This is a genomic window from Streptomyces sp. NPDC053665 (assembly GCF_055585285.1).
Map to the genome: position 1 here is coordinate 631,591 of NZ_JBVJKK010000004.1, position 13,716 is coordinate 645,306.

Below are 13,716 nucleotides of genomic sequence, written 5' to 3' on the forward strand. Positions count from 1 at the left end.
TGGTTTGCAGGCTGAGGTCTCAACTGTTGGCCAGGGTGCGGTCCAGAAGGGGGAGCAGGCGATCCCAGTGACGCTTCAGCCCAGAGGCGCTATAGGCGTCGGTGTCGGACATGGTGAAGCCGTGGATGGTGTCGGGGTAGATCTCGGAGGTGTAGCCGACACCTGCTGCATCCAGGGCCTGGTTGAGCTCGCCGAGGGCCTCAGGTGTCATGTCGCCTTCGGCGTGGCCGAGGTGGACCTGGGCGGTGAGCTTGGAGAAGAGGTCGGGCCCGTCGGCGCCCACGGGACCGTGGAACGCGGCGACGGCCGCCACCTGGTCGGGATGGGCCGCAGCGGTGCGCATCGCGTAGAGGCCGCCTATGCAGTAGCCGGTCACCGCGACGGGACCGGCGCCGACCTCGGGCTGAGTCGTGAGGAACCTGAGGTAGGCGTCGGCGTCGCTCAGGACACGTTCAGCGGTGTGCGCCTCGATCAGGGGCATCAGCTGGGCGAAGACCGCGGACCGGACCTCCTCTCCGATGTAATCGGGAAGCTCGACCAGCGGTGCAGGGCCATGTCGGTAGAAGGAGTTGGGGACGAGCACGTAGTAGCCGTGCCCGGCCAGTTCGCGGGCCATCTCCCGCAGCACGGGCCGGATGCCGAAGCCGTCCGCGTACATCAGCACCCCTGGGTGCCGCTCGCCTTGGTCCGGGAAGGCGGCGAAGGCGTCGGCCTGACCGTCCGCGGTGGGAATCCGCAGTGTCTTGGTGGGCATGCATACTCCTGTCGTGGTTGATGTGCAGAGCCTGTGATCAACCCGACGGAGGCGGAGCACGCGCAGCAACGCAAGAGCCTCGATCGAACAGCGGGCCCAAACCGGCCCGTACGGCGCTCAGAAGAGCACCGGGTCACCAATCCGTGTGTGGCGCAAGGCCGTCCCGGTATTCATAGCCGGACAGCGTAGCCCACCGACAGGGCACCGAGACTCCCGTCAGACGAAGCCCAGATGCCGGAGGACGGTCTGCCCGCCCTGTGGGAACTGACGGAAGGTCGGCCCGAGCCGCATCGCCAGGCGGCGAAACCCGGGGATGGCGGCGTGAAAGCTTTTGCGTCATCTTGCGCAAGGCCGTCAGGGTGCTCGTGGCAGCCGGAACGCCGACGGAACGTGGCCTTCAGGTGTACTCCGGCGACCTCGACCGACTCCCTGTCCGCTGCGACCAGTTCGAGTGGCTTCCTGCATCCGGTCACGGGCTCTTCGTTCAGGACTTAGACGAAGGAGCAAGACGATTCGGCATTCACGGCCGAATCGCATGCCTGATTGAACGCAGAGAGCGCATACCGTCGCTCTCTGTCTTCAATCTGTGTTGAATGTGCGTGGACGGCGGGCAGGAATCCGCCGTCCACGAGTCAGAAGGGAATGACATGCTCTCGACATACCAGCGGGTGCCGGCCGTCTGGCGGCCGGCGCTCGTGCTCGCCGTGCTCCTCGCCAGCCTCTTTGCCGGTACGGTCCCTCACGCCCGTGCGGCCACGACGCAGGACACCTCCGTCACCTTCCGAGTGGAGGCCGCCACGCAAGGGGAAACCCTGCTCGTCACCGGCAGCGCTCCGCAGTTGGGCTCCTGGGATCCGGCCAGAGCCGTCCCACTGGGCACCACCGCAAGCGCCTACCCGCACTGGTCGGCCGGCGTCCAGCTGCCCGTCGGCGCCACCGTGCAGTACAAGTACCTCAGGCGCTCACCCACCGGCGCGGTGACCTGGGAAAGCACCCCCAACCGCACACTGACGGTCGCCCCGAACACGCCGGCCAACCACGACCGCTGGGACGTCAGCCCGGTCTCCGCAACCTTCCGCGCCACCGCGACCACCAGCTGGGGCCAGAACCTCTACGTCACCGGCAACCTGCCCGACCTGGGCAGCTGGGACCCGGCCAAGGCCGTCCCCCTGATCACCGGCGCCCCCACGTACCCGCTCTGGTCCGGAGCCCACCAGCTCCCGCCGAACACCACCGTGCAGTACAAGTACTTCAGGAAGAACCCCGATGGCACGGTCACCTGGGAGAACGGCGACAACCGCACCGTCGTCACGCCGCCCACCGGCACGCTGACCGTCAACGACACCTGGCGCTGACGTCCGGCACCGGGGCCGGGGGATATGTGATGGATACCCCTCGGTCCCGGCACCTGCCAGTATCCCCGCCCTCGACCCCGGTCATACGCGCGAAGCGATGCACAGCCCTGTTCGGTAAGCGGCCGAGTGCGCAGTCGCCCCGCCGAAGCGGGCGGTGGTCAGGCGCTTCAGCTGCCGACGTGGATACCGGGGCGGCGGTCGGGGTCGGGTTCGTTGCTGCGGATGATCTCGCGGGTGACGGGGGCGGTGTCGCCGCGGCCGAGGAGGAAGTAGCGGAACATGTGCTTGAGCGGGCTCCCCTCGGCCCAGGCGAAGTAGCAGTGCGGCCGCACCCCCGTGGCATCACGCAACGCGAGCAGGATCGCGGCGATGGCGTTGGGCGCGGCCGGGGCCTGCGCACGCAGGATGCGGTAGCCGCCGACGTCCAGGCCGTGGACGGTGAGGGTCTCGCTGAAGTCGGACGGATCGACCACGTCGATCTCGAGGAAGAGCACGTCCGCGAAGCCGGGGACCGGGTTGGTGCCGCGCTGCTCGCGCTCCTTGGCGGCGTACTCGGCTTCGTCGCCGGCCTGTCGGCGATTGGCGATGATGTTGATGGACTGGTCGTGGGCGAGGGTTTCGGCGATGAACCGGCGTGCGCTCTCGTCGAAGACGAGACGGTCGGCGCGCAGCTCGGTGGTCCGCGCGACGCGGGAGATCAGCGAGACGGTGATGATGCCGAGGATGAAGAAGCCGGAGATGGCGATGCCGTCCGGTTTGTCGATGATGTTGGCGCCCAGGGCGTACAGGAGCACCGCGGTGAGCAGTCCGAAGCCGACGGTGGCCACGCGGCGGCGGCCGCGGGCGACGAAGACGGTCACGGCGAAGGCCCCGGAGACCATCATGGCCAGGATCCCGGTGGCGTAGGCACCGGCCTGGGCGTCGACGTCGGCGTCGAACGCGATGGTGATCACCACGCACAGCGCGGTGTAGACGAGGACGACCGGACGCACCGCGCGGCCCCATTCCGGCGCCATGCCGTAGCCCGGCAGGTAGCGCGGGACGATGTTGATCAGCCCGGCCATCGCGGACGCACCGGCGAACCACAGGATGAGGATCGTGCTGATGTCGTAGACCGTGCCGAACGCCTCTCCGACGTGCTCGTGGGCCAGCCAGGCCAGCGCGCGGCCGTTGGCCGCGCCACCGGGCTCGAACTCGTCGTGCGGGATGAGCACGGTGGTGACGAAACTGGCGGACAGCAGGTAGACGCTCATGGTCACCGCCGCCGTGGTCAGCAGCCGGCGGGCGTTGCGGATGCGCGCCCGCAGGCGCTGCTCGTCGTCGGCGCCTTCGGCCGCGATCAGCGGGATCATGGACACACCGGTCTCGAATCCGGACAGGCCCAGCACGAGCAGAGGGAAGGCCAGCAGCGCCGGGCCGGCGACGTCACCGAAGCCGCCCCCGCCGTCGGTGAGTGCGTCGGTCCACGCCGACAGCGCGCCATCGGTGGTGAACACCTGGACCAGGCCGACGGCGATGACGACCGCGTTGAGGACCAGGAACACGGCGACGAGCGGGATGGCGACACTGACCGCCTCGCTGAACCCGAGCAGGAACACACCACCGAGCACCAGCAGCAGCACCACCGTCAGGGCAACCTCGTGGCCGTGCAGCGCGGCGGGGAAGAAGGGGTTCTCCACCACGTGCACCGAGGCATCCGCCGTCGACAAGGTGATGGTGATGATCCACGAGGTGGCCACGAACCCGAGCAGGGCCAGTACGAACAGCTTGCCCCACCAGAACGGCAGCAGATCCTCGAGCATCGCCACCGACCCCGCGCCGTGCGGGCTCTGCTTGGCCACCCGCCGGTACATCGGCAGCATCCCCAGCAACGTCAACGCCACGATCAGCAGCGTCGCCAGCGGTGACACCGCTCCCGCGGCGAGCGCGGCGATCGCCGGCACGTAGGCCAGGCTGGAAAAGTAGTCGACCCCCGTCAGGCACATCACCTTCCACCACGCATGCGCCTCGGCATGCGCCACACCGGCCGCCGGCCCCACAGGCTGGACCTGATGCCGCAACAGCCACCGCGCGGTCCTGCCTGTCGGGTGCGCCCGCAGAGCGGGACTGTCCACCACCTCCGGAACCACCGGCTGACCCGCGCTGTCCATGTCCCCCACGTCCTTCCCTACCTGCCTGTCGGATGCGTCGCGGCGGTCATCGCCTGGATGCCGCCGCGACGATCACCGAGTACACGTCCCGCGATCACGCGATCCAGTACCTGTAATGCCCTGGACCAGCGGCTTGTCCCAGGTGGTCACTCGCCTTGCCGGGCTCTTTGCCAAGGGGCGTCTTCGGACGCGCCGGAAAGGGCCGCCGAGACGATCCGCGGGATCCTTCGGTGCCGGTGGATGCACCGGGTTCGGTGACACCGCAGCACGCGCGGCGCCGCCCGCGGAGTGTGCTGTCCCGGGACACGTCATGGCCCGCGCTGTCGATCGGCGGGGCCGGATCGTAGGCTTCGAATCATGACCGACACCCACACTCCGGCGCCGCGTGATGCCTATGAGCTGTTGCTGGCCGGCAACCAGCGCTTCCTTGCGGGCACCCCTGAGCACCCGCACCAGGACGCCGCGCGCCGCGCGCAGATCGCACCCGCCCAGAAGCCGTTCGCTGTGCTGTTCGGGTGCTCCGACTCCCGGCTGGCCGCCGAGATCATCTTCGATCAGGGGCTGGGGGACCTCTTCGTCGTGCGCACCGCCGGGCACGTCGTCGGCGCGGAGGCGCTGGGCAGCATCGAGTACGGCGTGAGCGTGCTGGACTGCCCGCTGGTGGTGGTACTCGGCCATGACTCGTGCGGGGCCATCGCGGCTGCGTGCGCCGCCGCCGACGGCGGTCAAGTGCCCGCCGGATTCGTGAGGGACGTCGTCGAGCGGGTGACCCCCAGCGTCCTGGCGGCGCGGGCCGCCGGGCGCGACCAGCCCGAGGAGGTCCTCGCCGAGCACATCGAGCGGACCGTCGACCTGCTGCTGGAACGCTCCCGCGTCCTGGCCGATCGGGTCGCTAATGGCCGGGCGGCCGTGGTGGGCCTGTCCTACCGCCTGGCCGACGGCAGTGCCCAGCCCGTCGCGGCCCGTGGGATCGAGGCCTCGCTCCCCGCCGTCCCCTGACCTGCGACTTCGCCCCTACGGACCCCGGCGTCAGTGGCTCGCATGAGTACGTCCTACGGGCCGCGAGACGGTCGCCGCCGAGGCGGCCTACCTCGGCTCATGGGCATGGTGGGGTCCGGGACATGGTGCGTCTTCGAGACGGTGCTTTTGCGGGTGGCCCGCTGGTGAGGAAGTCCAGCGTCGACGCGCAGGTTGTCGACGGGGGCGAGCGTTTGCACGTTGGCGGCGGACTACGGGAGATCCGGTCGGCCATGGTGCCGAGGTCGAACAGAGTGGTCCCGGCGGCCCGGTCGAGAGCGCAGTCCGCTGCCCCACGCACCCAATCCGACCACGCGTCAGCCACGCAGTACCTGACGTGCGCGAGCGAACGGACGTCGGTGCAGCCCACCGCAGGAGTGGATGTCGGTGCAGGAGCTCGTCGACCTTCTCCGGCTCAGCCAACTCGGCCGCCCAGCTTCTGCCAGGTGCAGCTGCCCCAGTAGTCGTGCCAGTCGCGGTGGAAGGCGGCGTGCTGCTCCACCGCTTGAACTTCCCACTCCGGTAGGCGCGTCTGGACCATGGCTTCGGTGATGCCGTCACTTGTTGGGTCTCCGCCGGGCTCGGATCGCCGCAGGGGTTGGTCAGCGTGCCGAGCAGCACCCGTTCCCGGGGCTGTGGTTACGGCGATCTCCGTGATCTGTGAGTTCGCGGACGCTGGGGGTACTCCCCGTTCATCACTGCCCCCTCTAGGGAAAGAGAGAGTCATGTCGCAGGCTACTAGGAACGGCGAGGGTAATCGGTTCTGCAAGGCGTGTGGCACGCCGGCCGAGGATGGGAAGCTGTGCAGCCATTGCGGCGCTGTCCTGGACCTCCCTGACGATGCAGGACTGGTCGAGGACCAAGGTGCAGCAGCGCGCCGTGACTTCGAAGGACGTGCCCAGCGGTAAGGCGTGGGAAGAAGGGCCAACCCGATCAACCTGCAACGTTGAACAGCGTCCGCTGGGGGTACAGGGGCCGGCATGGCATCCAAGTCTGATCGCGTCATGTCATTGCGGGCAGTGCGGCAGCTGCGCCGGGTCCGCACTTTCTACGTGGGTGGCGTCCTGCTGTGGGCGGTGCTGACCGCCTTTACCGCATGGCAGTCGCCCGGCAGCAGGCAGATGTGGGTGTCCGCCCTCCTCCTGATCGTCTTCAGCGGCCTGCTGCTCACAGTCTCCCTGTGGCTGGAGCGCCTCGACGCAACAAGCGAGGGATGTCCCGCGCACCACGCCGTACCCCGGAAGGCGTCTGCAACACGTCACGCGCCCGCCTGACGCACCCTGAGATCCGTCCTTTTCCGGCCTTCTCCTCGGGAGTGGGGGGCAAGGAGCGGTCAGGGGGTAGGCGGGTAGGTGTGGATGGCGCACGACTTCGACAGGGTGATCAGAGTCCCCAGGAAGCCCGTGCCCGTGGGACGATGCGGATGTGGCGATGGGCCAGGTGGGCGGCGCTCGTTCTCGCGGTCAGCTGGGCGGCGAACGGGACCGTCAATCTCCTCCGGGGCGAGCAGGGCTGGGACCTGTGGTGGCCTGTCGCCAGTACCGTCGTCTGGGCAGCGCTGGCCGGGTACGGCTTCAGGACCTACCGCCGGATCAGGACCACGACCCTGCCGGCCATCACTGGCCGCTCGTCTGCCTGACCACCTGGACCAGCCCGCTCCTGTTCGCCGCCGCAGTTCGACCCAGCCGACTACCGCGAGCGTCAAGCGGTCGAGTGCGGGCCCAACCGCTTCAAGGGGCATCGCGCCGTCGCCGCGCGGTACGACAAGCCAGCGGTCCGCTGCGAGGCGACTGTCCTTGTCGCAGTGCTCGTGCCGAGATGAAAGCTCGTGGACGCAGGTACGTACCAAGTCGCGCCCAAGGGGGAGTCAAAGTAGACCCATGGGGTGCCGTGGGCTCGATTAACGGAAGTACGTTCCCCGCATGAACTTACGATTCCGTTCTCTCCCGGCTCGCCGCGCCGTGCTGCGGGCCGGACTCACCTCCGCAGCCGTTGTCGGTGCAGCCGCTGTGAGTTCCTCTTCCGGGGCATCCGCTGCTGCACCGCGGCCGCGCCCGACAACACCGAACCAGGTCCTGCACGCATTGGCCGCGGGGAATCGGCGGTGGCGCACCTTCAGGGAGGTACATCCTGACGAGACGCCGGCCGTGCGCGAAAGTCTGACATCTGGTCAGCACCCCTTCGCTGTGATACTCGGCTGCGTAGACTCGCGTGTCCCGCCCGAGCTGGTTTTCGATCAAGGGCTTGGTGATCTGCTCACCGTACGGTCCGCCGGCGAGGTGCTGGACGAAGCGGTCCTGGGCAGCATCGCCTACGGTGTCCTCGAGTTGCACATCCCGCTGGTCATGGTGCTCGGACACCAGTCGTGTGGAGCGGTCCGTGCGGCTGTCGAGGCAGAGACTTCCGGCACCCAATTGCCCAGCCACATCCAGTATCTGGCGGATCAGATACGTCCGACCATCGACCACTCCAAGGAAGGGGATGCCCGGATAGACGCCACCATAGACGCCAACGTCCGGGCAGTGAGATCCCGCCTGGCCATCGAGCCCGATCTGGCGGCCAAGGTCACCGCCGGACAACTGGCCATCGTTGGAGCGCGCTATGAACTGACCAGCCAGCGCGTACACATCATCAATTAATGGGCTATCGCGCCCTCCTTCAGCGGGCAGCCGATCCAGCGAGCGGCGCCCCCTGCCGATAGGGCGTGACCCAGGAACGCCTTGCCGGGGGGGCGGGGAATGAAGAGTCGCCCGTGGTCACGGGCTTGCCGGCCCGTGAGGCGACATGGTTCCGCTGTGTGCGCATAGCCCAGGCTCAGCCTCGCGCAGTGCGCCCACAGGCAGCGGCCTCAACGGCGGGCGGGCCGTTGGCGGCGACGGCCTCCGCCACGGCGATTCAGGCGGCCCGCCTACGCTGCGAGCCGCGTACGGCTCCGCCCTCTCTCATCTACGAACCGGCCGGCTAGCACGGAAGCGAAGGAGGCGAAGGCCCGCCACCATCTACCTCGCCGGACTCCACCGCGCCGCCACCTCCATCTGGTCGGCACGATGATCCGGCAGCCAGCCATGCACGAGCCACAGCATCCGGCCACCGGGCCCGGAACGGTCACACTGCTGTCACCGCTCGCCGTATCGCCGCTGGCGCCCTGGTCTCCGTGGTGACCCTGCCGGCATCCGCCTCCGAGCACGCCCGCCCCGACCGGCCCAAGTTCCACATCACGGCCGTCCAGTACGACTCCCCGGGCTGTGACGACCGCTCCAACCGTTCCCTGAACCGCGAGTGGGTGGAGATCACCAACACCGCCAGCCGCGCGGTCAACCTCGAGGTTGGCCCTTCGAAGACGAGGGCGGACACACCTACACCTTCGACCACTACCACCTCGAAGGCCGCGAGACCGTCCGTATCCACACCGGCGTCAGCCGCGAACACAGCACCGACCTCTACCAGGACCGCCGCCACGACGTCTGGGACAACCGCTCCGACACCTCCACCCTGCGCAACGACCGCGGCCGATTCATCGACGACGCCTCCTGGGGCCACCGCGGCCATGGCGGTGGCCACGGGCACCGTTGACCGTCGGCACCCCGGCGATGAGCTGACCACCTCGCCGACGCACTGACCTACCGGCTTTGCCCCCGGCCCTCGGGCCGGGGGCAAAGTCGTGGTCCGTGGCTCGCGCTCAGCCCTCGCTGGGCCGGGCGTGAGTACTCGGTCGAGTGAAGTGACATGGCGGACGGCCACCCCCATCGGTACGGCCCCTCGTCATGCCAGGCATGCAACCGGGCAACGAAGCACACGTGGCGCAGCTGGGTCTTGCCGTCGTCGAGGTGGCGGCGTGCGACGACCAGACCGTCTTCGCCATCCAGGAGCTGCTCGCCGGGCGCTGGGCGACCGCGACGGCGGGCCGGACGACGCGGGTGCTGGGCGAGCCCGGTGCATGTCGGTCGCGGGCGGGAGCGCGATCCGGATCGCCGACGGCGGCAGCGACGGGGTTCTGTACGGCGACTACGAGGAGGACTTTGCCACCCAGGCGCGCCCCGAGAGTGCACCTACTTCCCGATCTCCCCGCTGGCGCCGGGGACGCCCTCCATGTGCGAGGAGCACTTGCAGGCCATGACCCACCTGCGGCACAGGTGCATCGTGCCCGGCCGCCCCACCGGCCCAGCCGCCCGACACCGATCAACCTCAACGAAAGGCACGAGCATGAACACGACGACGACCCTGGCGCTCCGACTCGGCCCCGCAGCACTGGGAGCGCCGCTACCCCGTCCTGATCGGCGAGACCACCGTGATCGGCGCGGTGGACCGCTGGCACCGCGACTGGCTCACCCTCACCAGCGAGGGCGAGCACAACCTCGGCCGTCCGGAGAAGGGCCGCCGCGGCGTCCCCCAGGCGGCCGCACAGGCGGCGGCCGCGCACGTGGCCGCCGAGTACGCTGCCGGTTGCATCACGGCCATGTCCTTCGCGGACGTGATGGCCGCCGTGCCGGTGCCGGACGGCGATGTGCCGCTGTTGCACCCGCGGATGCCGGAGACCCCCCGCAACGTCGAGACCGCACAGCAGGTCATGGCCGCGCTGGCACTGCACCGCTGGAAGCCGTACACCGGCTTTTCCGACAGCGACAACCCGTGGTGGCAGGAGTGCCTGCTGTGCGGCTGGCAGGGCCCGCGCTACTGGTCGCACCAGCGCGGCCGCAACGGCGAACTGCCCAGCACCCACCGGCACCCGGCGTCCGCCGAGTTCGGGGCGCCCGCCGGGTGTGCCGGTGACGCCAAGGTCCGCGAACTGATCACCGCCTACCAGCAGTAGCCCTCACCTCCAGGCAGCCGGGCCCGGACGAGCGCCGGGCCCGGCGCCCCTCATCAGGAGGAACCTCATGGCAGTCGACTACAGCGTCAAGGGAACTGTCTAGTTGTACCCGCCCGTCCCGCTCGCCCAGTTGTGGGAGCTGTTCGAGGTCGAAGACTTCCACGTCGCCCCCCACGGCATCACGGAGAGCGAGCTGACGGCACTGGTCGAACGGGAGGCGCGGGTGCTCGTTCCCGACAGCGACAGCGGCACCGACGACCAGGGCCGCCCGAAGGCCGTCAAGTACCTGCGAGTGCGCGACCGCGCGACCTACTCCTACTCGATCAACCGCCGCCTCATGGCCCTGTCCGCATGGATGGGCGAGGCCCACGAGTTCGACGGCGAACTGCACTACCAGGACGGCGACGTCGGCACGAAGGGCGTGATCGAACCGTTCGAGGACGGCGGGCAGCCCGAGTGGCACCAGACCGCCGGACGGCTGTGGTGACGCCGCCGGAGCAGGGCGCCCGCGCTCCCTGCTGATCGGCCCCGGCCCGGCCGGCGGGGGGAGTGGGGAGCGGAAACCTCCGCTCCCCGTCGGCTGGACGGCCCCAGGAATGCAGGCGGCCGACGGGGCGCAAAAGCGTGGGAATCCCGTCGGCCGCAATGGCCCGGCCACCGAGCGCCCTCAACAGGCCGTCAACCGAGCACGCCAGCATGGTAGACGCGTTCCACACACACCAAGGATCAGGACCCATGAAGACCCTCGACGGACGGACGTACGCCACCCGAGCCGAGCTGTCCGCCCGCGCCGGGTACAAGGGCGAGGCCACCCTGCGCAACCTGTGGGCGGACCGCGAGAGCAACGGTCACCCGCCCGCCCGCCGGATCGACCGCGCCCTGTACTGGGACCTGGAGGTCTGGGAGCGCTGGCACACCGAGTACCGGCGGCAGCGCAACGGCGTCGACTACAGCGGCAACCCCGACGAGGAACTGCCCCCGGCGGACCAGGCCAAGGTGCTCGGGATCAGCGTCAGCGCGATCAGCCACTACCGCGACAACCCGCCGCCCGGGTGGCCCGCGCCCGTGCGCGAGGAGGAGCTGGAGAGCGGCCACATGCGCGAGTACCGCACCCGGCGCCAGCTTTGGGCCTACGCCGACGCCGGTCCCCGGGCCGGAGCGGCTGGCCGCACGCCGGCGGAGGGCCCGGACCCCAGGGTCGCCCTGGCGGTCGAGGCCCTGGCCGCCGCGCCCGGCCGGAAGGCGGGGGAGATTGCCGCCGCCCTCGCCGAGCAGCACGGCGAGGCCTGAGCACCTGGAAGCGCGCCGTCACCGAGGCCCGTAAGCATGGCTGACCGCTCCATCCGGCCAGCCATGCCCGTAATGGGTGCCTCAGGGGGACACCCATTAGTCAAAAGTCAGTGTTTCCTATCTTGTAAGTCAGTGTGTAGTGCCCGTCGTCGCCGCCGCCGTCAAAGTCCGCCTCGTGTTCTCCGACAGGCTCACTGGGGGAGATGTCTATCCAGCCGAGAGAGTCGGAACCAAGAGGACTCTCGTCATCCCGCAGGCTGAATCGCACGTTGTTGCCATTGAACGAAACGATGGGGCTGAAAACGTTGTACGTGCCGGTGGCCGTCACCCCGACGGTGCCGTCGCCAGCATTTGGCCAGAATCGGATGCCGTTGTAGAACATGAACAGTTCATCAACGTCATCGTCGTCGGTTGCGTGGCAAGTTATTCGCAGTGCTTGGACGGCCTTACCCATGAAAATCGCCTCCCGACTCGGCAAGTCGGAATTTTTCGCGCTGGTGTGATTTGCGTGCGCTCTTGCGCAAGGCTATGCATCCAGGCAAATGGCGTTCGTCGTAGAGCTGGACTAGTCCCGCCATCTACAGCTCGCCCCCGAGTGATGCTCGTCTCTTTTATGGGACCACTTTTTCGTTGGTGATGCAACCCACCTTCTTGTTCTGTTGAGGATCAATTCAATATTTGACGCTTGGACGATCAGGGGTGTTTAGCCATTTCCGTGAAGTCGCAGTTCAGGCAGGGGGTGAAGGGGTCGGTTGAGGAACCTTGACTCATCCCTAGAACTTGATTGAGTTAGTAGAGTCGGAATGGAGCGGGAATCCCGGACCGGCGCCACCGAGAACTTCCAATGATCAAGGAAGTCCCATGATGAAACCGAACCGGGGGAGCTGACCCCGCAGGCCTGTCTCCGGGTCGCTTGCGCGGTCACCGCCGCTCGCGAGGCCGTCGAGCAGTGGGAGGGCGAGGGCGGCTGTTGCCCCGGCGTCCCGACCCCTGCTCCCGCCGTCGAGGACACCGCCCGGTGCCCCTGCTGCGGACTGCACAAGGCCGTCGTGGCCGGTGTCCTCGCACCCCATAAGCCTGCCCGCGCCGCGGTCGAGGACTGCCCCGGCAGCGGCCTGCGGCCCAGCGGCGAGACGCCCCGGCCGGCCGCCGAACCCCGGACCGAGGACGCGCCGGCGGCGGCCGCCGAACCCGCCCCGGCGCCGATTGCGGACAAGCTTCCCTGGCCTCCCGGGGTGCGGCTGGTGTCGCTTATGTCCACCCGTCACCGGGACTGGTGGGGGCTGGGGTGCGACCGGTGCGTGCCCGGCGTCAGTGCCCCGCTGCCCCGCAAGTGGGACGACAAGGGCGACGCCCGGATCGCCGCTTACGCGCACTACGACCAGGCCCACCGCCCGGCCGACGACATGCTCACCGAGCAGGAGATCGCCGAGGTGGAGCGCTGGCCGCTGTCGGACGCGCAGCGCCGAGTGCTGAGCTGGGCCGAGCACGCTGAAGTGGTGGAGTTTGAGGACGGGTTCTGGGCCCTGGACTGCATCCCGGACCGGTGGGACGTCAACAAGAGGATCGCCCGGTTGCGGGTGACCGACCGGGCCAAGGCCCGCGGCCTGATGGACCGCTGCGACACGTGGGTGATCGGCGCGTCCTCCGGGGAGGAGCTGCGCCGGGTCACCGGCAAGCGCTCCCTAACCGAGCAGGAACGCATGATGATCGGCTCGTGGTCGTCGGCGTCCAGCACCGGGCTGGACATCGACCCCACCTACGACGACGCCGACTACGCTGCCCCGGGCGACGGAGTAGGGCGCCCGGCACCCGGGCCGCGCAAGTACCTCATCAAGATCGGCGCTCGGCCCGGCAACGCGTCCGCGCTGGAGCTGACCTCGACGGAGCTGCGGCCGTACCGCACGGACAACAAACGCCGCCGGATGACTGCCACGGGAGGCGGACGCTGATGATGACGGAGAACGACCGGGCATGCGCCGCCGGAGGCATCCTTCTCGGCGGCGCCGTGACGCTGTCGGTGTCGACGTGGTCCGGCGCGGCCGCCGGCGCCATGCTGACCCGCGACGAGGCAGCCCCCGCCCCCACCTCCCTGGTCGCCGCGTTCCAGATGGTCACTGACTGGAACTCGGCCTGGCCGCACTCGCAGACCGCGTCCATCGTCGGCGCCACCGTGGCGGACGTGGCCGTCGTGGTGTTCCTGGTGTGAGGGGTGCGCTGGGCCTTCCGCTGGTTCAAGAACCCCTCCAGCCTGGCGACGCTGCACCAGGTGCGGGAACTGACGCCCAAGCAGGCCGCACGCACCGCCACCCGGCTGTGCGCCTCTCTCACGGAGGCCAA

General features: G+C 69.0%; 13 protein-coding genes and 1 pseudogene. 11 read left to right on the forward strand and 3 right to left on the reverse strand.

The annotated features are described in order from the left end of the window. Positions 1 to 19: 19 nt before the first annotated feature. The gene (locus ACZ6ZN_RS19825; RefSeq protein ID WP_469647919.1) at positions 20 to 754 is read right to left on the reverse strand and encodes a dienelactone hydrolase family protein; all 735 of its coding nucleotides are present in this window, start codon (positions 752 to 754) and stop codon (positions 20 to 22) included. A gap of 647 nt (positions 755 to 1,401) precedes the next feature. On the opposite strand from ACZ6ZN_RS19825, the gene ACZ6ZN_RS19830 reads away from it, so the two are divergent. Then, positions 1,402 to 2,109, forward strand: coding sequence for a CBM20 domain-containing protein (locus ACZ6ZN_RS19830; protein ID WP_469647920.1), 708 nt, complete (start codon positions 1,402 to 1,404; stop codon positions 2,107 to 2,109). 167 nt (positions 2,110 to 2,276) lie between these two features. Here the strand turns inward: ACZ6ZN_RS19830 and ACZ6ZN_RS19835 are convergent, their stop codons facing one another. Further along, entirely contained in the window at positions 2,277 to 4,259 is a 1,983-nt protein-coding gene (locus tag ACZ6ZN_RS19835; protein ID WP_469647923.1) for an APC family permease, read from the reverse strand. Positions 4,260 to 4,616: 357 nt separating this feature from the next. On the opposite strand from ACZ6ZN_RS19835, the gene ACZ6ZN_RS19840 reads away from it, so the two are divergent. The 8 genes and pseudogenes from ACZ6ZN_RS19840 to ACZ6ZN_RS19875 all read left to right on the forward strand — a co-directional run bounded on the left by ACZ6ZN_RS19840 (position 4,617) and on the right by ACZ6ZN_RS19875 (position 11,376). After that, positions 4,617 to 5,258, forward strand: coding sequence for a carbonic anhydrase (locus ACZ6ZN_RS19840; RefSeq protein WP_469647927.1), 642 nt, complete (start codon positions 4,617 to 4,619; stop codon positions 5,256 to 5,258). A 998-nt stretch (positions 5,259 to 6,256) separates the two neighbouring features. After that, positions 6,257 to 6,550, forward strand: coding sequence for a hypothetical protein (locus tag ACZ6ZN_RS19845; protein ID WP_451878473.1), 294 nt, complete (start codon positions 6,257 to 6,259; stop codon positions 6,548 to 6,550). Positions 6,551 to 7,198: 648 nt separating this feature from the next. Further along, entirely contained in the window at positions 7,199 to 7,915 is a 717-nt protein-coding gene (locus tag ACZ6ZN_RS19850) for a carbonic anhydrase (RefSeq protein WP_469647929.1), read from the forward strand. Between the two features lie 491 nt (positions 7,916 to 8,406). Next, positions 8,407 to 8,895 (forward strand): annotated as a pseudogene (locus ACZ6ZN_RS19855) (lamin tail domain-containing protein). Between the two features lie 154 nt (positions 8,896 to 9,049). Continuing rightward, positions 9,050 to 9,550, forward strand: a complete 501-nt coding sequence (locus ACZ6ZN_RS19860; RefSeq protein ID WP_469647932.1) for a DUF6207 family protein — start codon at positions 9,050 to 9,052, stop codon at positions 9,548 to 9,550. Between the two features lie 14 nt (positions 9,551 to 9,564). After that, complete coding sequence (locus ACZ6ZN_RS19865) at positions 9,565 to 10,086, forward strand: hypothetical protein (protein ID WP_469647934.1); 522 nt, start codon at positions 9,565 to 9,567, stop codon at positions 10,084 to 10,086. 103 nt (positions 10,087 to 10,189) lie between these two features. Next, complete coding sequence (locus ACZ6ZN_RS19870) at positions 10,190 to 10,573, forward strand: hypothetical protein (RefSeq protein WP_469647937.1); 384 nt, start codon at positions 10,190 to 10,192, stop codon at positions 10,571 to 10,573. 248 nt (positions 10,574 to 10,821) lie between these two features. After that, positions 10,822 to 11,376 (forward strand): hypothetical protein, encoded by a 555-nt coding sequence (locus ACZ6ZN_RS19875; RefSeq protein WP_469647940.1) that lies wholly within the window; start codon positions 10,822 to 10,824, stop codon positions 11,374 to 11,376. 100 nt (positions 11,377 to 11,476) lie between these two features. On the opposite strand, the gene ACZ6ZN_RS19880 is transcribed toward ACZ6ZN_RS19875, so the two are convergent. Then, positions 11,477 to 11,830, reverse strand: a complete 354-nt coding sequence (locus ACZ6ZN_RS19880; protein WP_469647942.1) for a hypothetical protein — start codon at positions 11,828 to 11,830, stop codon at positions 11,477 to 11,479. 799 nt (positions 11,831 to 12,629) lie between these two features. Between ACZ6ZN_RS19880 and ACZ6ZN_RS19885 the strand changes: the two genes are divergently transcribed. Both ACZ6ZN_RS19885 and ACZ6ZN_RS19890 read left to right on the forward strand, forming a co-directional pair. Then, positions 12,630 to 13,328, forward strand: coding sequence for a hypothetical protein (locus ACZ6ZN_RS19885; protein WP_469647945.1), 699 nt, complete (start codon positions 12,630 to 12,632; stop codon positions 13,326 to 13,328). After that, positions 13,328 to 13,585, forward strand: coding sequence for a hypothetical protein (locus ACZ6ZN_RS19890; protein ID WP_469647947.1), 258 nt, complete (start codon positions 13,328 to 13,330; stop codon positions 13,583 to 13,585). Before ACZ6ZN_RS19885 ends, ACZ6ZN_RS19890 begins: the two co-directional genes overlap by 1 nt. Positions 13,586 to 13,716: the final 131 nt, after the last annotated feature.

Excerpts from the sequence above, each read along its gene's own strand:
- ACZ6ZN_RS19890 (WP_469647947.1), top strand. The coding sequence starts at position 13,328 with ATGATGACGGAGAACGACCGGGCATGCGCCGCCGGAGGCATCCTTCTC.
- ACZ6ZN_RS19850 (WP_469647929.1), top strand. The coding sequence starts at position 7,199 with ATGAACTTACGATTCCGTTCTCTCCCGGCTCGCCGCGCCGTGCTGCGG.
- ACZ6ZN_RS19885 (WP_469647945.1), top strand. The coding sequence starts at position 12,630 with ATGTCCACCCGTCACCGGGACTGGTGGGGGCTGGGGTGCGACCGGTGC.
- ACZ6ZN_RS19835 (WP_469647923.1), bottom strand. The coding sequence starts at position 4,259 with ATGGACAGCGCGGGTCAGCCGGTGGTTCCGGAGGTGGTGGACAGTCCC.
- ACZ6ZN_RS19860 (WP_469647932.1), top strand. The coding sequence starts at position 9,050 with ATGCAACCGGGCAACGAAGCACACGTGGCGCAGCTGGGTCTTGCCGTC.
- ACZ6ZN_RS19875 (WP_469647940.1), top strand. The coding sequence starts at position 10,822 with ATGAAGACCCTCGACGGACGGACGTACGCCACCCGAGCCGAGCTGTCC.
- ACZ6ZN_RS19825 (WP_469647919.1), bottom strand. The coding sequence starts at position 754 with ATGCCCACCAAGACACTGCGGATTCCCACCGCGGACGGTCAGGCCGAC.
- ACZ6ZN_RS19830 (WP_469647920.1), top strand. The coding sequence starts at position 1,402 with ATGCTCTCGACATACCAGCGGGTGCCGGCCGTCTGGCGGCCGGCGCTC.
- ACZ6ZN_RS19840 (WP_469647927.1), top strand. The coding sequence starts at position 4,617 with ATGACCGACACCCACACTCCGGCGCCGCGTGATGCCTATGAGCTGTTG.
- ACZ6ZN_RS19880 (WP_469647942.1), bottom strand. The coding sequence starts at position 11,830 with ATGGGTAAGGCCGTCCAAGCACTGCGAATAACTTGCCACGCAACCGAC.
- ACZ6ZN_RS19845 (WP_451878473.1), top strand. The coding sequence starts at position 6,257 with ATGGCATCCAAGTCTGATCGCGTCATGTCATTGCGGGCAGTGCGGCAG.